16 protein-coding genes and 3 pseudogenes are annotated in these 18,262 nt (G+C 48.9%); 3 read left to right on the top strand and 16 right to left on the bottom strand.

Annotation, left to right across the window (positions count from 1 at the left end; translation table 11 throughout):
• Positions 1–17: 17 nt before the first annotated feature.
• The 6 genes from EDM55_RS10925 to EDM55_RS10900 are packed head-to-tail and all read right to left on the bottom strand — an operon-like array spanning position 18 to position 6,477.
• Positions 18–1,178, bottom strand: coding sequence for a GNAT family N-acetyltransferase (locus EDM55_RS10925; protein ID WP_246070802.1), 1,161 nt, complete (start codon positions 1,176–1,178; stop codon positions 18–20).
• Positions 1,165–2,496 (bottom strand): F390 synthetase-related protein, encoded by a 1,332-nt coding sequence (locus EDM55_RS10920; protein ID WP_122960343.1) that lies wholly within the window; start codon positions 2,494–2,496, stop codon positions 1,165–1,167. Before EDM55_RS10920 ends, EDM55_RS10925 begins: the two co-directional genes overlap by 14 nt.
• Entirely contained in the window at positions 2,484–3,335 is an 852-nt protein-coding gene (locus EDM55_RS10915) for an MBL fold metallo-hydrolase (RefSeq protein WP_092269771.1), read from the bottom strand. Before EDM55_RS10915 ends, EDM55_RS10920 begins: the two co-directional genes overlap by 13 nt.
• A complete protein-coding gene (locus tag EDM55_RS10910) occupies positions 3,325–4,326 on the bottom strand; it encodes an NAD-dependent epimerase/dehydratase family protein (protein WP_122960342.1) in 1,002 nt (333 codons plus the stop codon). The genes EDM55_RS10915 and EDM55_RS10910 overlap by 11 nt, the downstream gene beginning before the upstream one ends.
• A complete protein-coding gene (locus EDM55_RS10905; RefSeq protein ID WP_122960341.1) occupies positions 4,323–5,492 on the bottom strand; it encodes an ATP-grasp domain-containing protein in 1,170 nt (389 codons plus the stop codon). The genes EDM55_RS10910 and EDM55_RS10905 overlap by 4 nt, the downstream gene beginning before the upstream one ends.
• Positions 5,482–6,477, bottom strand: coding sequence for a beta-ketoacyl-ACP synthase III (locus EDM55_RS10900; RefSeq protein WP_092269780.1), 996 nt, complete (start codon positions 6,475–6,477; stop codon positions 5,482–5,484). Before EDM55_RS10900 ends, EDM55_RS10905 begins: the two co-directional genes overlap by 11 nt.
• A gap of 268 nt (positions 6,478–6,745) precedes the next feature.
• Here EDM55_RS10900 and EDM55_RS10895 point away from each other — a divergent pair.
• A pseudogene (locus EDM55_RS10895) lies at positions 6,746–7,987 on the top strand (spore germination protein).
• Positions 7,988–8,001: 14 nt separating this feature from the next.
• Positions 8,002–9,159 (top strand): Ger(x)C family spore germination protein, encoded by a 1,158-nt coding sequence (locus tag EDM55_RS10890; RefSeq protein ID WP_122960340.1) that lies wholly within the window; start codon positions 8,002–8,004, stop codon positions 9,157–9,159.
• A 17-nt stretch (positions 9,160–9,176) separates the two neighbouring features.
• Here EDM55_RS10890 and EDM55_RS10885 read toward each other — a convergent pair whose 3' ends face one another.
• From EDM55_RS10885 to EDM55_RS10850, 9 genes and pseudogenes are all read right to left on the bottom strand, one after another.
• On the bottom strand, positions 9,177–10,391 hold the full coding sequence (locus EDM55_RS10885) for an MFS transporter (RefSeq protein ID WP_122960339.1): 1,215 nt from the start codon (positions 10,389–10,391) through the stop codon (positions 9,177–9,179).
• 239 nt (positions 10,392–10,630) lie between these two features.
• Positions 10,631–10,738: pseudogene (locus EDM55_RS31425) on the bottom strand (DinB family protein); the annotation flags it as partial.
• Positions 10,689–11,285: pseudogene (locus EDM55_RS31420) on the bottom strand (P-loop NTPase family protein). The pseudogenes EDM55_RS31425 and EDM55_RS31420, both read right to left, overlap by 50 nt.
• 110 nt (positions 11,286–11,395) lie before the next feature.
• Positions 11,396–12,166, bottom strand: coding sequence for an ABC transporter ATP-binding protein (locus tag EDM55_RS10875; protein WP_122960338.1), 771 nt, complete (start codon positions 12,164–12,166; stop codon positions 11,396–11,398).
• 54 nt (positions 12,167–12,220) lie between these two features.
• Entirely contained in the window at positions 12,221–12,904 is a 684-nt protein-coding gene (locus EDM55_RS10870) for a DUF554 domain-containing protein (RefSeq protein WP_122960422.1), read from the bottom strand.
• 84 nt (positions 12,905–12,988) lie between these two features.
• Positions 12,989–14,320, bottom strand: a complete 1,332-nt coding sequence (locus EDM55_RS10865; RefSeq protein ID WP_122960337.1) for an MFS transporter — start codon at positions 14,318–14,320, stop codon at positions 12,989–12,991.
• Between the two features lie 42 nt (positions 14,321–14,362).
• Complete coding sequence (locus EDM55_RS10860; protein ID WP_170184301.1) at positions 14,363–15,148, bottom strand: HpcH/HpaI aldolase family protein; 786 nt, start codon at positions 15,146–15,148, stop codon at positions 14,363–14,365.
• Positions 15,141–15,485 (bottom strand): cupin domain-containing protein, encoded by a 345-nt coding sequence (locus tag EDM55_RS10855; protein ID WP_092269795.1) that lies wholly within the window; start codon positions 15,483–15,485, stop codon positions 15,141–15,143. The genes EDM55_RS10860 and EDM55_RS10855 overlap by 8 nt, the downstream gene beginning before the upstream one ends.
• A gap of 26 nt (positions 15,486–15,511) precedes the next feature.
• Positions 15,512–16,402 (bottom strand): DUF6282 family protein, encoded by an 891-nt coding sequence (locus tag EDM55_RS10850; protein WP_092269798.1) that lies wholly within the window; start codon positions 16,400–16,402, stop codon positions 15,512–15,514.
• A gap of 334 nt (positions 16,403–16,736) precedes the next feature.
• On the opposite strand from EDM55_RS10850, the gene EDM55_RS10845 reads away from it, so the two are divergent.
• A complete protein-coding gene (locus EDM55_RS10845; RefSeq protein ID WP_170184302.1) occupies positions 16,737–17,414 on the top strand; it encodes a GntR family transcriptional regulator in 678 nt (225 codons plus the stop codon).
• Here the strand turns inward: EDM55_RS10845 and EDM55_RS10840 are convergent.
• On the bottom strand, positions 17,397–18,242 hold the full coding sequence (locus EDM55_RS10840; RefSeq protein ID WP_122960421.1) for a MerR family transcriptional regulator: 846 nt from the start codon (positions 18,240–18,242) through the stop codon (positions 17,397–17,399). The two genes, EDM55_RS10845 and EDM55_RS10840, sit on opposite strands and share 18 nt — an antisense overlap.
• Positions 18,243–18,262: the final 20 nt, after the last annotated feature.

Here is an 18,262-nt window from a genome sequence, read left to right as displayed (position 1 = left end):
ATTCTGCCATCATTCGACTACAGTTGGTACTTTTGAATCAAGGGAACGCCGAACCGCAAGAGGATCCATGACAACACACGCCAAACAATCCGACGGGACAAGGGAAGATGTCTGACGTACACGGCGGTATATTCTACTTCTCCCACTGCGCCTCGATCCGCCTTGAAGGCCCCAACTCCTGCGCTTTGATGCAGCAGCAGTTCCTTTTTCCTGGCTTCTTGTACCAGTAAGCTGGACAGCATCCGGTACAAACCCGCTTCTTTCGGCAGCGTGGTGTCATATCCGAATAGCGGTGTCGTCATGACCCCATTCCGCTCAAAGTACCCGAGGATGCCATCCAGCTGTCCATCCTTCTCGAGCCCTATTAATGTCAATGTCCTCTTTTTCAGAGCAAGCCTAATAAAGTCATGGGTAAACTGAGGATTTTGATGGGAGTATTTATCCAAATAGAGAGCGTTATACAAGTCGATGATCCGCCCGACCAAAGCTTCGTGCAGTTCTTCATGTGGAACGACGCGATAACCGGAGTTTTGCAGCATTCGCTGATCGCGCTTCAGCGTATTGCGTACTCGCCACCCACCAAGAGCAGGCCAATCAGGATGAAAGAGATAGATGCAACGGCTCGGCACCATGAGATACCCCGCTTTTCGCATCCCTTCGTACATAGCAGGGTGCAATTTCGCACTCACAGAGCGAAAGGCGATCACATGCTGAAGAAATTCATGGGTACAAAATTGTGTGAGTGCAGATATCTGTTCCGGGGACAAGTCATGATAGAGATTGGTAGAGAGGAGCCAGTTGTTGAGGATGGCGATCTGATTGACCCTGCTTATCTTGAGCAGCCAACCGAGTCCCTTTAATACTCGCTCCAAAATCCATTCGAGCATCGGCATCCGCAGCATCCGCAGCTCTTCCCGGGCATAGGTAATGTAGTGAGTATACGGCGAACACACGTAGGAGTTTTCGTATTCCGTTTCATTGATGGTCACAGGCAACACGATGTCATCAACGGCTAGTGCCTCCATTTTTGTCCGTACGTTTTTCACATAGCGTCCTGCTCCATCTATCAGGCAGGCAGATAGGTAGGCTTTCACATAAGCTCCGTCTTTCATTTGTTCCCAGGGAACTTCCTGCAAAGCGCCTTGATCGTAGCGGCGTACATTTCTACTCGATTTCACTTTGAGTAAACATCCTCTCCACTCTTCGCATTTTCTTCCCGCCTGACACTCGCTCGTATGAGGTAAACTGTATCATCGGAATCTGAGCGCCATGCTGGCTTATGGCCTCCTTCAATCGACTTCTGACCTGCTCATACAAAAGCTCTTCTTTGCCTTCTGCTTTTATCGATACCTCGAGCAGCTGCGGATTCATCTGCTTGACTTTGTACTCCTGGATATCTTCAGACGTGCTCAGCAGCGCTCGCCGTATAAAATCAGGAAACACTGAAACCCAGCGATTTTGCGGTTGATTTTCGTGCCTGAACAGGAACACATCATCTGCTCGTCCCTCAATCTTCTCCAAGGCTGTAAAAAGAGAACCGCATGGACAAGCGGTTTTCTTCTCTGTCAAAATATCGTTTAGCCGATAACGTATGATCGGCTGGGTCGTACGAGAGAAGTCTGTAAGGATTGGGTAAAATCGCTCCTTCTGTTCATCCAGATACTCTTTTTCCATCACGAGGATGTCTTCATTCACATGCAGGGTGCCGTGCGCACAGGTCACAGCAAGAAATCCTTCCGTGCATTGATAGATTTGGTGAATATTCTGGTGAAAGACTTGGCGAATGAAAGCTTCATCTAGCGGATCCAGCACTTCGGCTACCGAAATAATCTTGGCGGGAGACACCCGAAGCTCCCCTCTTTGTTTCGCTTCGGCTAACAAACGGAGCATTGAGGGTGGCGCCACGAGTACGGTTGGAAAAAACTCGTTTAGCCGTTGTATATGCTCTGAAATCGGATGTAACAGATCAAAAAAGGAAAAGCCAATGCGCCGCCGATTCACAGAGGTATAGAGATTGCTGTTGGCACGAAGGAAAAAGGCAATTCGATGCTCGTTCCACAGCTGCCCAGGAAGCGCCTTTGCCAAAATCATTCCCGCCCATCTCGCCCGCTCCTGTGGCCCGACGAGAAAAATCCCTCGGTTCCCCGACGTTCCCGAAGACAATCCAACTGTCACTTTTCCGATCTGCGGTGTAAAATCTCGTGAATCCTCCGCTTGAAAAGCGACTTGAAACGCATCCTCTTTGTGGATTCCAAGCGTATTTAGGGAACTGAAATTTTCCATCATAAGCTGTTTATCGATGGGTGCAAGCTCCCTCCACGCATCCGGCAGGAGATCTCCAAACCTTTCCTGGTAAAAGGGAGATCGGGGCAAAATAGTGCGCAGCAGCTTTTGTACCTGCTGCTCTTGCCAGGCTTCCAGCTGGCTGCGTGTAGCCCACTTTTTCTGTAGACGCTTGGTCATCCAGTATTGCCACAGTAACGTTACGATCTCCATGCAAACACTCCTTGGCTCATTTGCCATACTTCCGCACAATGCGTTGGCAAAATTTTCAGACTAGGCCAATGAACAGACAGCTCATGGAGTCGTTTCAGATTTTCCCTGTAAGAGCGAATATCTCCCATAATGAACTGAGCTAGAGCATGCGGGAGCAAGTTTTGCCTATAAGCTGTGCTCGACCATGCCGCATCTGCACAGAGAAGTACGTCGCCTTGCTCCTGATCACGCAAAAACAAGCCAAATTGGCCGATAGCATGTCCGCTCAGATCAACCAAGAGCATACTTCCATCTCCAAAGAAATCATAGGCCTGCGAAAACGGCTGATAGGTTTGCGAGAGTGCTTTTGGGACCCCATGATCTACAAATGTCACGCGCTTTTCAAAATCGGAAGGCAGTAAATCAGGCAGATACCCTTCGCGAAGGGCACTGAGCCCCCGCTTTCCTTTTATATGCTCGTATGCAGCGGAAAAACAGAAAAGCTTTGCGCCTGGGAAATCCTGCAGGCCACCGATATGATCTGCATGGAAATGCGAGAGCAGCACCCCCGAAATACGCTGTGCTTCGATCCCGTGAGCCGACAGCTGTGCCTTTATACTTTGCTGCGGCGTTGTCACAACCGGGGTGATTTTTTGGTAAAGCGCATAGGGAAACAAACGGGTCGCCTCGAAAAAACGTGGAGAGTAACCCGTATCAAATAAATACAAGCCATGTACCGGATGCTCAATGAGCGCAGCTATGGCATGAAAATCAATAGACTTCAGCCTCCCCCCTTTTATCGAAAACATCTCCAGCTGCCGGCAATAGCCTGTGTCCAAAAGGGTTAGCTTAACGTTCATGCTGTGTCCTCCACCATTTCGTAAACAATTCGATTCCTTCTTGCATGCTCACCCTCGGTTGGTAGCCAAGCTCGTCTTTCGCTCGTGAAATATCTAGCGTCTGGCTTTTTGCCAGCACCCCGACTGAGTAACGCGTCAATACTGGCTCTCGGTATCCCAGAACCGTTTTGGATGCCAGCTCGAGCATCCATGCTGCTGCATATGCCTCCCTGTATGATATTTGCTTGGCTCGCAGTGGCATGCCTAGTCGCTGGAAGACCTCTCTGAGCACATCGATCATCGTCACAGGCTCTCCATTGGTGATGTTAAAAGCCCGCCCCAGTGTCCGAGTAGGTGAATCCATACAAAGCAGCAGGGCATCGACGACATTTTCTACATAAGTCAAATCGATTGTTGCTTTTCCGCCATTCACCAAAGGCACGAATTTCTCCTCGTTTGCCCGAATCAACCTGGGAAGAACCGCGTTATCTCCCGGACCGAAAAGCCCCCGCGGCCTGATCGTGATCGTCGCCAGCCCTCCTTGAAAAGCCTTTTCGATCTCAAGCTCGGCCAAATATTTCGTTTGTGCGTATGAATTGGCAAAGCGCCTGGGAAGCGGTGCGGATTCTTTTATGTCCAGTCGGTCTTCAAAGTCAAAATAGATGCTGGGCGTGGAGACATGAACCAATCTCTCTACTCCATGTGCTTTGCAGCCCTCGATGGTATGGATCGTCCCTTCTACATTTGTCGCGTACATATCGGTGTATTTTCCCCATGGGGAGGAAAACGCTGCAGCGTGAAAGACGATTTCCTGACCTTTGCAGGCATGTCGAATCGCTTCCCTATCCGTGATATCCGCTTGGACAAACGCAATGCCACGATCGGTTAAATAGCGGCCAGCGATCTCGTTTCGCCCAATAACGGTAACGAGATGGCCATTGTCCTGGAGGCGCGTCGCCAGTTTTTGTCCGAGGAACCCTGTTCCGCCTGTCACCAATACTCGTTTCATCATGCCTCACCATTCCATTCTATATCGCTCGTGCTGCATTCCATCATACTTTTGCCAGTCTTTCGAGACTGCATCGCTAGATCAGTCAGCATGCGTACCTGTTGCAAGAACGGGAAAGGGTCTGTCCTGCTCCATACGACATCCCGCGCCGAACGAAAGTCCTGCAAAAAGCGCCGGCCATCTGCTGATGACCGTACCGCCGGAAGACCGTACGCCATCATTGCGATCCCCAGCATAGACGGATGATTGCCGTGAGGAACGAATAACTCTGATTGTGTTCCAAAAAACGCTGCCGTTGCTGCAGGCTGATCTGCAAATAAATGAATGCCGCTGGTAAGGCGTGGGTTACACTCGATCACGTAAAGCTCGCCTGTTTCGCCTTCTATGAAATCAAAGGCAATCTGCCCCGAAAACTGCTGTCCATGGACAAATCGGTGAACAAAGTCCTTGACCTTGAAGTGATTGGCGTATGAAAAATGAATCGTGGCCCCTTGTCCAGCCGTATAAGAGGTCTCGTAATCTGCATAAAGGGCCAGTCTCCCTTCATGCGCCACAGCGTAGCTACAGATTTGCCTGCCTTTGATGAAATCCTGGACAAGCCATGGCTCTTGTTTGGAAACGGCCGGCAATTTCCCAAGCGCTGCCGAACGTGGGTCTGTTACGATCCGTATGCGTGAGGCAAATCGGGAAAAAACGGGCTTCAGTACGACCTGCCTGCTCGAATGCTTCAACGCTTCCCTCAGCTGCTCTTCTGTCTCTACCTTACGAGTAAGAGGCACAGCAGCCCCCGCCTGTTTCGCCAATTGCTGAAAGCTCCATTTATCATGAAGAGGTCGCAGTATTTCTAGCCCTTCTGTCAGGACCCGCCCTTTCTCCAATAACCCATTCAGGCCACGCGAGACGTAGAATATCTCTTCGCAGGTTGGCAGGAGCATATCTACTTTTTCCTGTTCCATGATCCTTTGCAGCGCTTGGATATACCCCTCAGACTGTTGCCGCGGAGAAGGTACCCGATAGGATCGGGACACGGCCCGGGAACCCTGGCAAAGATGGTGACGGGCACTTTCCGCCACGATGACCCGATGCCCTGCCTGATGAAACAGGCGAGCGAGCTCCAGTGTAGCGGGCGCTCTCCCTCCTGTCAGTAATACCGTTTTTCTAGTACTCAAGGAGGAGTCCTCCAAGCGATAATCCTGCCGATGTTCCTAATAGCAGCAGGAGATCACCTCGCTGGACTTTTTCCTGCACGATTGCCTCATGCAAAGCCATTGGAATGGAGGCAGCAATCACGTTTCCATGGTTTTCGATGATATTCATCATTTGACTGCTGGAAAAACCCAGCTTGGTTCCCATGATTCTCAAAGCCATTCCACTTGCCTGATGCGGAACAACCAGCCGTAAGTCTTGCTTATTGATACGAACTGAATTCAGCAGCTCTTCGACAAAGCCGGTGATGAGCTGGGAAGTCATTCGAAATATCTTCTTCCCATCCATGTCAAACTGAAAGTCTGCCTCTCGTCCTTGTCCATATTGGCTCGGGTGTACCAGCGTTCCTCCTCCCCTGATTTCCGAATAATGAGCTCCTTCGCTGTAGGTTTGCATGCGAGAAGACAGGATACGGGAATTCTCCCCTTCCCCTGTTCGCCCGATCACCACGGCAGCAGCTCCATCGCCAAAAAGGACACAGCTCTCTTTTTGACCCCAATTTAGCCCTACGGAGGATACTTCGGTTGAGACGATGAGAATCCGCTGGTAGCATCCAATGGCTAATGAGCAGGATAACATATCCAAAGCCGTCACAAAGCTCAGGCAGGTCGAGTTCATATCAAAGCAGGGAATACCCGAATGGGATTGATGCAATTCTTTCTGAATGAGTGCTGCTGTGCAGGGAATTTCCTGCTGAGAGGTTCCACTTGCGCAAACGAGACAGTCGATATCAGAAAAGTCGAGCCCAGCCATTTCCAATGCTCGCTGCGCCGCGATGGCTCCCATCTGGGATGCCGTTTCGTCCGTCACGAAGTGCCTGATCCGCACTCCCGATTTTTTTGCAACCCACCCTGCAGAGAGGCCAAGCTTTTCATCAAGCTCCTCTGCCGTCACTTGTCGCTGGGGCAAGTATTTACCTGTCCCCAAGATTTTTACTTTTCTTTCCATGCTGCTGTTCTCCTCTACTTCGTTCACAATCTCTCTTTTCTTCCTACAATTTACAATATATGAATGGAGTGGTATGTCAATCTATCTTTCGATTCATAGAAATAATGCTCTCAAGTTGCTCGAATCTTATCGCTTTACCAAAATCCGCATAAGGAAGCCCTGAAAATGGCATCATTACCCATATAGTCAAAAAGGAAGGTTGTCCTCATAAGTGGGTAATGAATCAAGCGGAATCTCTGTGATTCAATTGTTTACGATATTCGCCCTGATGATTGGGCTTAAGAACCATGTGATCATCAATCCTATGCTGCTTGACGCTTCTGGAAGAGATGCTTGGATTACCGTTCTGGTGACCGGGGAAGGGGATCTTTTTCTTTTTTTTGTAAACGAATTCCGATTCTACCGAATGCATTTGAACAGCGTACCCAAGCGTCCACCCGAAGAGTCGAGTACAGAAATCTCCATCAAAGGGCCGAAAGACGGTTTTACGGAGGATATCACGACCAGCGTGGCGCTTATTCGCAAACGAATCCGCAGCCACTCCCTACACGTGGAAGAGTTTGTCATCGGCAAACGAACAAAGACCAAGGTAGCCTTGCTCTATTTTACTGATATTATCAGCCCCAAAATATTAGCAGAAGTAAAAACAAGACTTACCTCGATCGTAACCGATGGCCTTTACAGCATAAACCAGCTGGAAGAAGCTTTAACTGGCTCTAAGCTAAAAATTTTGCCGCTCATCGAATACACAGGCAGAACAGACTTTTGCGTGAATGCTTTACTGGCTGGAAGATTTGTGCTTGTCCTTGACGGAAATCCGATGGTTTTAGTCGGACCTGCAGGGTTAAGCTTGATTTTGAAGTCTCCTGAAGATATACATTTCAATTATACCTACATCTCTTTCGCGAGGGTCATTCGAATTTTCAGCCTTTTTCTCTCTGTCTTTTTACCAGCCGTATGGGTCGCTTTGATGGCGTTTCATCAAGATCAGCTTCCCTTTCGAATCATGGCTACCATTGCCGTTTCACGTTTGGGGCTACCCTTCTCCTCGCAGATTGAGATGTTCATCCTGCTGATGCTCCTGGAGATATTTCGGGAAGCAGGGATTCGTCTGCCCAATGCGATTGGCCAAACACTGACTTCTATCGGAGGGTTAATTATTGGCGATGCCGCTATTCGAGCAGGGCTCGTCTCCCCCTCGGTGGTTGTTGTCGGGGCCATCACAGCTATTTGCAGTGTAACATTGGTCAACCAATCACTCAGCTCCGTCAGCAGTATTTTGCGTTTCTTTTTCTTCTTTCTCGCTTGTTTTCTCGGGATGTAAGGGGTCATTCTGGGCATCGTCTTATTTGTCGCCTATATGGCAAGCCAGCGATCGTTTGGAGTAAGTTATTTGGCGCCGCTCTCCCCGTTGCTCTTGAAAACAGTCGTTCAGTCTTTTTTGCGAGTGCCATGGGAGATGCTGCGCCGCCGGCCAACCAGCATCCGAACACAGGACGATGATCGGTAAGGAGGGTGTGTGCATTGAAGGTAGATCGCATTTTTGTCCATTCCCTGCTCGTCCTTCTCTTGTTCCTTCCCGGATGCGGAAACTCGCGGGACATTCAGAATTTGGCCTATGTGACTGCTCTTGGTGTTGATTATGTCAATGGCAAGTATGTATCCTATGTGCAAGTTTTGAATTTCAGCAATATCGCCCGCTCAGAGGATTCCGTGCTAGGAAAGCCCGTTCCGATATGGATTGGTGTTGGAGATGGACAAAGTCTGTCCGGCTCCCTCACGGAAATCAACGCAACCTCACAATACCCTTTGTTTTGGGGACATCTCAAATCTGTGGTCGTGACGGAGAGAGCCTTGAAACAGGGAGTTGCCGAAATATGCAGTACGTTAAATCGCAATCGTGAAATTCGCTACAATATCCTCGTATACGGTACCAAAGATAATTTGACGGACATTTTGACGCAAAAGTCGATCTTTAACCTCTCTCCCCTGGACACGATCATGTTTACTGGCGTGCAAATGAGTAGCCAAAAATCTTTTTTAGTCCCCTTGAACGGAAACCATGCCATCGCGAATCTTCATGAAAAAGGGAACCCGGCCATGATCCCCTCTATCGCCATCTCCAAGAAGAACTGGCGGGAGGATCACCTGAAAAAAGGAATGTTTATGATTTCTGGCGCTTACTTTTTCGAGAATGAGCGGTTAAACACGTGGATGCCACTCTACGAGCTAAAAGGCATACGCTGGACGAATCACGAACTCGAAAAAACTCCTCTCCGCATACCGTCAAAAACTCCTGCGGGTATCGTGATCATGATGACTCATCCTCGCTTTAAAGTGAAACCTCACATCAAGGGAAATACCGTGACGTTTGATATACACGTAAAAGTAGAAGGAACGATTTATGAGCAGTTCGATGATATTCCGACAAGCACGCTTGAGCGGCATGCCGCCGAGGCCATCGAAGCGGAGCTGAGAAAAACGTTTGCGAAAAGCGTGGCCCTCAAATGCGATCCTTACCAATTACGCGAAATCATCTACCGTGATTTCCCTGCTGATTTTCATCGCCTGACCAAAAATAAGCCCTTCTTTTTAGACAAAAATTCGCTCGGAAGTGTAAAGGTAGAGGTGAAGGTGACTAGCACAGGCAAAATGAAAGGAGGATTTAATCGCAAACCGTAACAGCAGGCCCTTCAAGCTTAGAGGTGCCTGCTGTTTTTCTCGAGCAAAGCTTGTTTTCCTTTCAACAAGGCATTCAGCTTTTCCGTAAAAAAGAGCATTCCCGCAGCGCTCAGGACAATTGCCCACGGAAAAATGGCAATGGATGTTTGGGACGCCAAAAAACCAAAAAGCGGCGGCAGACAAGTACTTCCCGTATAAGCGAACGCCATTTGATAGCCTATCATGGACGGAGCGTTTTCCCTTCCAAAGCGTCTCGGTGTTTCATGGAGCATGCATGGATAGATCGGAGCAAAGCCGAGCCCCGTAATGATTATGCCTGCCAGTGAAAAGAAGGGCGGCAATGGCAGGATCAGCAAGCACGCCCCAAATAACGCTATCCACTGGCCGAGACGGATGAGGGATTGATTTTTTATCGTAAAGGTAACAAATCCCGTAATGAACCTGCCTACCGTAATGCCCGCATAGTAGAAGGAAATCCATTGAGCAGCAACAGCTGCAGGAACTTCTTTCACATAGACGACAAAGCTGCTCCCCCATAAACCAATCATCGCTTCGACTCCGCAGTACAGCAAAAAAGAAGCGAGTGCCAATCGCCCCCCTTTGATTTGAAGCGGATGAGAAGTATGGACACCTTCTGTCTCGATAAGAGGCGCTTCGATTAAGGGAGCCTTTGCTCGATTGGCTCCTGCTCGCTCCCATAAAGGGAGTGTAAGGAACAAAATCACCACTAACACAAATTGAACGCAGGCAACAATGAAATAGCCCTGCCTCCATAGGGTTTCCTCAGATATATAAGGCGCCATGATCAGCGGTCCAAGCATTGCCCCGACACCCCAAAAGCAATGCAGCCAGCTCATATGATGCGCTTTGTAATGGGCAGCTACGTAATGGTTCAATCCCGCGTCTACTGCTCCACCCCCTAGCCCAAGCGGAATGGCGAGTATCCATAGCCATAACAGCGATGGGGCAAAAGCCATTCCGAGCAAAGCGGTGGCAGTCATGATGCAGCTAACCAAAGTGACTTTACCAGTACCGAACCGCTTCAATACTGTTCCACTCGCTAAACTGGATACAATGGTGCCGGCAGCAATGCTCATAAAGAGGAAGCCAGCCATCTCCATCGGGGCCTTCAAATCCTTTTGCATCACCGGCCATGCTGCACCGAGCAACGAGTCAGGCAAGCCCAGGCTGATGAAAGCCAAGTAGATCAGGACTAAAAAGAAAGTCGCCATCCTTACCCCCCGCTTATATCTTCCCGTAGTCGGTCAAAAAACAGAACCTGCAACCATACCTATTCAGCGCCATTGGTTTCATTACGGAAAGGAGCAAATCAAAAAAGCGCTATCTTCCTCAAGCTGGTCGAGCTTTTCAACGGAGAGGCTGCTCAAGACCTGCGTGAGATTGTGTTGTGCGCTTTCCGCTCCCCATCGAGATGATGTGGCCATGTGGCCATTCCGGGAGGCTTTCAATTCGCCTGATCAGCAGCAAGTCCTTGTATGGCATGCTGAAAAGGTGCGTACCAGCTCTCTTTATCGAATGTGGAATCTAGGACCTTCAGTAGCAAATCCATTCGGCTCACAGACAGCTCCTCCTTGTTGGTTGGATTTCTTCAAGTATCTTCCCGTAATCGACTGCTCGGCATGGATGATCTGCTCAGGTATACCCTCGAACACGACCTGACCGCCCTTGCTTCCTCCATCCGGTCCACTATCGATAATCCAATCCGCTTGGCTGATCACTTCCAGATTGTGCTCGATCACGCCCTCCACCGTAATATTCGTGGCCTTCCCGGCGAAATCCATCTTCACTATCCTCCTTATAGTCCGGCAGCAAGATGGCCCCTTCATTTAATGATTTTGACATGTCCAGCGCCTTGCTCATGTCTACGACCAGCTTGCGTCCAATCCCGTTACACTCGGGACACATACCTTGTGGATCGTTGAACGAGCCACCCAGCCGCTTTTGATCCACGATCACAGCCATGCTCAGGTTTCGATCGCGTCTGTATCCGGCTGCGGATAGCGGGGCAGGAACGTACGCACGAACATGCTGAAGTTCTCGTTTAGCAAACGCGTAGACTCTGCGGCGGTCGTATCGAAGACGATCGAGGATTTCCATGGCACCATTCTTCGGGCTGGGAAAGTCGACTGCCCGACACGGGGGCTCGTACATGAAAAAACCGGGGGCAAATATACCCTCGGCTAGCTGATTCTTATTGTGGATTCAATAGAGGACTTCAAAGCAGCTTCAGAATCGGCCTATCGTTGTGCCAATCCAACTGAAGCGGTACGTGATAAGCACGCGACAGGTTTTCTGTGGTCAAAACCTCATGCTTTGCACCAGCCGCTATGATTTTCCCTCTTTCGAATAACGCGCAATGGGTAAACAGGGGGACAATTTCATCCAAATGATGGGTAACATAGATCAAAGTGGACTCAGCAACCGTTTTTTCTAAGGTCGACAGCACTTGCTCACGCTCGTATAAGTCAAGCCCGGAGCAGACCTCATCCAGTACCAATAGATCCGGAGATTTCATGAGCGCGCGGGCAAGCATGACTTTTTTCCGTTCTCCTTGGGAAAGAGAGCCAATCAACTGATCTTTCAGATGCGCCAAGCCGAATTGCTTGAGCTTCTCATACGCTTTTTCCTTCAGCTTTGGAGGCATTTCCTCATACATCCGCAAGTAGCTGTATTCACCGGTGGCGACGACTTCCCATACAGGGTCGTGAGAGGTCAGTCTTTCAAATAACGATTGGCTGACATACCCGATGCGCTTCCGAATCTCTCGTACATCGCATTCACCGTATGTATGTCCCAGTACCTTCACACTCCCCTTGCTGGGAAACAAGTAGCCTGTGATCAGCTCTAGAATCGTTGTCTTGCCAGAGCCATTTCTCCCTAGAAAGACCCACCGCTCCCCTTGATCAATCTGGAGATGCACATCTGTAATAACCTCGCGCTCCTGGCGTTGAAAAAAAATCTCTTCCAAGCGAACTACGCTGCTCATCAGCCGATTCCCCCGTTTTTCATACTCCGTCTTTTTTTCTTTCTACTTGTCCCGTCAAAACCCGATGAGACTCTTCACCGTCAAATATACCACTGGAAAGAGCAACGCGGGTATCAGATTCATCGTTTTAAACTTCTTCACCCCAAGAATGCTAAGTCCTGAGCTCAGAATCAAGACACCGCCGATAATTGAAATTTCCGTGAGCAGCTCAGGAGTAATAAAATCGGCAACATACCCTGCTGCCAAGTAGAAAAAGCCTTGCCAACAAAACAAAACGATGGCAGATAAAGCAATCCCGATGCCGAAAGTGACAGCCAGCACCATGGATGTGATCAAGTCCAAGATCGCATTGGTAAACAAATAGGTCTGATTGCCGTTCAATGCACTCTCAATCGGTCCGACTATGGACAAGGTACCGATGCAGAATAGCAGTACAGCCGTCGATAAGCCCTCAGCCAGGTTTCCTTTGGAGATACGAGAGACGAGGTTCTTAAATCGGCTCTCCATATCCAGCTTTTCACCAACAATACTCCCTACTGCGAGACTTACGATGAACAAAACCGGGTATTGACTATTCCCCATATGCTTCGAGATGGAAAAAACACCAAGCGCCGTGACGGCGAGCCCCATTCCCTGCATCAGGATGTCTTGATAGGATTCTTTCATCCCTCTCTTGAAAATACTTCCAATCATACTGCCAATGATGATCAATACAACGTTCACAATGGTTCCGAGCACAGTGATTTTCCTCTCCTTCATTTATTCTTGGAGAAAGAATAAACCCTCCAGTAGATGGAGGGTCAATAAAAAGTTGCTGCTCGCTTATAAGTCGACTTCTTTGGTTTCGGGACCGATCAGTGCGCCTATTGTAATGAAGAGTCCGCCTATGACCAGAATCACGATCGGGGTATAGACATACGGCATGAAGCGTTGCAAACCGAGCATGATAAATGGCGTTAGCGCTGGAATGATAAGTGCCAGACTGTAGCCTACTCCATAGCCGGAAGCTCGTACTCCGGTATGAAAGCGCTCCGTGATGTACGAGGTCAAGACGCCAAAGACCGGAATCACCAGCGAGTTCACCAGCAAAACCAAAAGGATGAGAGAACCAGCACTCTGGTAGCCGCTGCTGAGCAGATAATAGTAGAGAATCGGAGAAACGGTAAAGCCCAAGATGCCGAATAGAATGAGGACTGCTTTTCGTCCGATTTTTTGGCTGATGGCTCCTGCAAAAATAAACAGAAAGAACATGACAATGTTTGTGATGAGTTGTGCATTGGTGGAAAGGGTACTGTCTACCTTCAGCATCTTCAGCATACCAGGCAACGACGAAATGATTGCGTTGGTTGCAAACCACACACCGCTCATGACCAGAAATACTTGGCCGAGCTGGGCCAGATTTGCTTTGCTGAATAGATCCTTGAGAGGGTTATCCGCCTTTTTGGATTCTTTCCATACCTCTGATTCTGGTACTTTATAATAGGAGTAAATAAATAGGGCAAAAGATAGCATGGCACCGATGATAAAAGGAATTCTCCACCCCCACACGGCATAAGCGGAGGTCGCGTCTCCCGCCGGGAATAGCTTCAGGGTAGCCAGCGTCACAACGGATACGATAATCGTTCCAGCTGGAAAGCCGGCATTGATAAATCCGCCAAACAGTCCACGCTTTTGCTTGGGTGCGTACTCCATAGCCAAAGGATTCGCTGACGTATACTCGCCTCCCATAAAAATACCCGCAAACAGTCGGAGGATCGCCATTGTGATAATACCGCCGAGTCCCCAGGCAGCATACCCGGGCAATAGCGCAATCAACAGTGTCGAGACCGCAATGCCGAGAATGGATACCAGGGTCGTTTTTCTCCGCCCGATCTTGTCTCCGTAATAACCGAAGATCATCGAACCAATCGGCCGTCCAATCAGCGACAGGACAAATACCAGGAAATAGAGCGTCGTTTCTACTGTCGGCGAAAGATCTGCCGGCTGAAAATACACCATCGCAGGCGCTAGGGCAATAATCGGCAAATACACGTCAATCATATCGACTGTAAATCCAAAGAAGGCTGCCAGTAACGTTTTCTTTCCCTCTTCACTCAGCTTCACGCTGGATTGGTCTTTCGTTACAAGGATGCTGTCTGTTGCTGCTTTCCCCATGGATAACCCCCCTTAGGCTCTATCATGCTTGGAAACTGCGCCTTACGCGTTTTTACGCAAGGCACAGACTTTGACGATACCTTCTATTCCCTGTTTGAACAAAGCTACATCGGACGCCCATACGATATAGGGAATTTGATGTTGGAGCGCAAAACGATACTGCTCTTCATTAGTGACGGCGATTCCCGCTTGTTTCCCTCGCTGCTGACAAACCTCCAAAATGCGATGGACAGGCTGGGCGAGCCCTCCGTGCAAATAGTCGGCTCCAACTCCCAAGGATATTCCCAAATCGACTGGCCCGATAAATGCTACATCCCATCCCTCTACCTGGCAGATCGCATCCACCTGATCGTAAGCGCTTTCAGTTTCGATATGAATGGCTATCGTTGTCTGCTGGTTGGCTTTTGCCAAATAGTTTGGCGGTGTATTCCCGAAACCTGCTGCGCGGTGGGCGTAAGTTACTCCACGTGACCCTTCCGGCGGATATTTCGCTTTGTCTACAGCATCCTTGACCTCTTCCACTCCGTACAGCTGCGGGATCTGGATGCCTGTCGCACCCAAATCCAACGCTCTGAGCACGGAGCTCCTGGTCGCATCCGGTATCCTCACCATGCTCGTCATTCCATGGAGATCTGCTACGCGAACCATCTGCTCCACCTGAGAGAAGCTCAGGGTGGTATGCTCCATATCGATCACGATAAAATCAAAACCTGCCATCCCTAACAGCTCAATGATCTCAGCGGAATATATCTTCACAAAAGTCCCCAGCTGCGGCGCGCCCACTCTCAGTCTTTCTTTGAATGAAGAGTCCCTCTCCTGTCTATGCATCGTACTCTGCTCTTTTTGGTGTAAAGATGTCCAGATTGTATACAGGCTCATCGCCAACGACTTCTGCGTAATGTTCTACGTCTGGCGGCACCACGAGAAGTCCTCCTGCCTCCAGATAGACGATCTCTGCACCCACATGAAAATTCACCTTGCCGCTCACGATGTAGACAATCTGCTCGTAGGAATGATGATGCGGCTTCGGTTCATGTCCGGGGTGAAGTACGTGCAGGGCGAGCGTAGCCCCTTCCCCGCTGAATGCTTTTCGAGTCACTCCTTCGCGTACTAGCACTTCCTGCATCGTGTTCCAGTTTGCTGCCTTAATGGTTGCGTTCCCCATATTTTCCCTCCTGTGTATGTGGATTTCTAGCCTTCTACCAAAAACGTCGTGTTGGTGGCAGTCATTTGCTTGATTTCTTCTTTTCCAAAGCCATTGTTCAGCAGATTGGTAACAAAAGTGATCATTCCTTCATCTGGGAACGGATTGTTCACTTGTCCAAGGTCGCTGGAAAGGATCGTATGCTCCGGTCCGACATAGCGAATCATTTCATACAGCTGTTCCCAGTCCACTCCATACGTCGGTGTAATGACACCAAAGCACTGCTCCATGTAAGCTCCTAGCTGCACAAGCTCCTTCTGCTCCTCTTTGGAAAGGCTTACAGAAGAAAACGTGGGATGGGTGACCACGACCTTTTTCACGCCGTGTTCGCGTGCGGCACGTACCAGATGATAAATTTCTTCCTTGCCCAAGTGACCCGTGGCGAGGATCAGATCTCGCTGCGCCACGATCTCCACTACCTCTTGGGCGGCTGCCGTCAGCTTGCCATCCTCTAGAACGGAAAGACCAGCCTGTGTTTTGCCCTGCTGATTCAGCTCCAGCTGTACCTTCGCCCAAGGGGGTAGCTCTTCATAGCTGTTTTGCGCCAATAAGTATCGGAGCTCATTGGCGGCATCAAAAGTAGGCATCCAAACAATTTTGGCTCCATCGCGCGCTGCCATCTCGACAGCCATCGGATTGATTCCGCCTGTCGGATAGTTCAGGGCAATCGCCCCGATCGGATTGACGTCAGGATACAGCTTCTTCACCAATCTCGCCCGCTCTGCTGTACAGAAGTAATGAGATTTGATCCCGAAGCCTTTCATTCCTAGACGTTGAACCCGCTCCGCCATCTCGAGGTCATCGAGCTTTCGTTCGTTGACATCAGGTCCTGTGTGTACATGGAGGTCATACGCTCCCTCAAGCAACTCAGCGTACATCGTATCAGCTCACCTTCTGCTCAAAATGATATGGAAAATTTCCACCATTACATATGATGATGAGTCAAATTATATATAATCTGAATCATGACTGTATATTATAAAAAATATTGCGAAACTTCAAGAGCTTTTTTCCATGAATTTTCTCACAACGCGTTTGCGAAAATACCCTTCGTTTACGAATCATGTACAAAATTGACGAAATCATATATAATTACTATACGACATGATATATTTTTAGTGGATTCTTTATGAAAAGATTCCTACTTCTTACATCTATAGAATAACTAGAATGGGATTTGCGAGAATCATATTTCGAGGGAGCGTTTATTCCATGACAATCGGAGATTTTGAGGGGAATACCAAATCAGATAAAGTATACGAGTATTTGAAGGAGAGGATTTTGACCGGAGCCTATAATCCTGGAGATCGTCTCGTCATTCGAGAGGTATCTCGCCAGCTCGGTGTTAGTGACATTCCCGTACGTGAAGCGATCAAGAAGCTGGCTTCCGATGGTTTGCTCGAGCTGAAATCACATAGTGGCGCACGAATTGCACCTCTGAATATCAAAAACCTGGAGGAGATCTTCACGATTCGCGTTGAACTAGAGACGCTAGCCACTAGACTTGCCGTAGATGCAGCGACTTCCGAGGAGCTGGACCTCTTAGAAAGCCATGTACAGAGCATGGATGAAAGCATCCAGAATAACGACATTCCCACCTACACCGCGAGCAACCGCCAGTTCCACCAGCTGCTCTACCGCGCCTCCCACGCTCCTATTCTGGTAGAAATGATTGAGAATCTGTTCATGAGAAGCGAAAATTCAAAGATGATTTTCCACCATGATCCCGCTCGTCTACGCGCGTCCAATGAAGAGCACCGCGCCGTTGTAGAGGCGCTGCGCAGCAAGGACCGGGAAAAAGCCGTTTCCGTCATTCGGGCACAGAAAGAGAGTGGATTTAAAATCGTGATCGATGCCTTAAAGCTATCCAGATCACTGCTCGGGGGGTAAACCTGCCTCTCTGCTCGTTTTGACTCGTATCTGGATTTCGGTGACAAATTTGGATCTGTCATTCGTAAGACCATAATCGATCAACGTAATTTCAATTGCATCCTCTGTCATTTCGTAGCCTTTCCGCTTGAAATAATCCAAGAGCTTTTCATAGTAGAAAGAGGCGTCGGCATGCGTCCCTGTAAAGCGAATCGTGGCGTATTGGCCAGCAGGGAGCGTCGTTGCCTGCGCCTCCTCCATTTCCAAGCTTTCATTTTCCATGATGACAAAGATAGAGTCATACTCCTCAAAGCTCCGTTCCTTGACCTTTTCCACGTCAAGCAATAACCCGACTTTCCCCAGAAAAATCGTGGATTTCATCCTCGTACTGTTTTCCAGCAGGCGTATAGACATTTCCAGGCTGTCGTTCTTTTGAATTTTTTGTTTCAGACGTACGATCATGCGTTCCGGAATGGAAACTTCTTTGATCTTTTCCAGCTCTTCCTTCTGTGTGGCGTCCATGATCTGATGGATGCGGCTCGCAATCTTTTTTTCAATCTGCATAAATTCCTGGATGCGCCTTTGTGTTTCCCGCTGCTGTTCTTCCAGTAACTGCAGGATTCGGTCGATATCCCGGTTTTCCAAAAAGTACTTCACATTTTTCAGCGGGATGTTCAATGCTTTTAAGTACAGGATGGTATTGAGCTGTTCAAATTGCTCGATCGAGTAGTAGCGGTAGCCCGTTTTTTCATCGACGTGGGCAGGCTTAAACAAGTCGATATCATCGTAATATCGCAAGGTGCGGATATCGATTTGGAAGAGCTTTGAGATTTCTCCTATTAAAAACATCAGGCAGCACGTCCCTTGGA

It is taken from the genome of Brevibacillus centrosporus, from assembly GCF_003710815.1.
Taxonomy (GTDB): Bacteria; Bacillota; Bacilli; order Brevibacillales; family Brevibacillaceae; genus Brevibacillus; species Brevibacillus centrosporus.
This window is presented reverse-complemented; position numbering and strand designations above follow the sequence as displayed.

Excerpts from the sequence above, each read along its gene's own strand:
- EDM55_RS10920 (WP_122960343.1), bottom strand. The coding sequence starts at position 2,496 with ATGGAGATCGTAACGTTACTGTGGCAATACTGGATGACCAAGCGTCTA.
- EDM55_RS10915 (WP_092269771.1), bottom strand. The coding sequence starts at position 3,335 with ATGAACGTTAAGCTAACCCTTTTGGACACAGGCTATTGCCGGCAGCTG.
- EDM55_RS10910 (WP_122960342.1), bottom strand. The coding sequence starts at position 4,326 with ATGATGAAACGAGTATTGGTGACAGGCGGAACAGGGTTCCTCGGACAA.
- EDM55_RS10900 (WP_092269780.1), bottom strand. The coding sequence starts at position 6,477 with ATGGAAAGAAAAGTAAAAATCTTGGGGACAGGTAAATACTTGCCCCAG.
- EDM55_RS10885 (WP_122960339.1), bottom strand. The coding sequence starts at position 10,391 with ATGGCGACTTTCTTTTTAGTCCTGATCTACTTGGCTTTCATCAGCCTG.
- EDM55_RS10875 (WP_122960338.1), bottom strand. The coding sequence starts at position 12,166 with ATGAGCAGCGTAGTTCGCTTGGAAGAGATTTTTTTTCAACGCCAGGAG.
- EDM55_RS10865 (WP_122960337.1), bottom strand. The coding sequence starts at position 14,320 with ATGGGGAAAGCAGCAACAGACAGCATCCTTGTAACGAAAGACCAATCC.
- EDM55_RS10860 (WP_170184301.1), bottom strand. The coding sequence starts at position 15,148 with ATGCATAGACAGGAGAGGGACTCTTCATTCAAAGAAAGACTGAGAGTG.
- EDM55_RS10855 (WP_092269795.1), bottom strand. The coding sequence starts at position 15,485 with ATGGGGAACGCAACCATTAAGGCAGCAAACTGGAACACGATGCAGGAA.
- EDM55_RS10850 (WP_092269798.1), bottom strand. The coding sequence starts at position 16,402 with ATGTACGCTGAGTTGCTTGAGGGAGCGTATGACCTCCATGTACACACA.
- EDM55_RS10845 (WP_170184302.1), top strand. The coding sequence starts at position 16,737 with ATGACAATCGGAGATTTTGAGGGGAATACCAAATCAGATAAAGTATAC.
- EDM55_RS10840 (WP_122960421.1), bottom strand. The coding sequence starts at position 18,242 with ATGTTTTTAATAGGAGAAATCTCAAAGCTCTTCCAAATCGATATCCGC.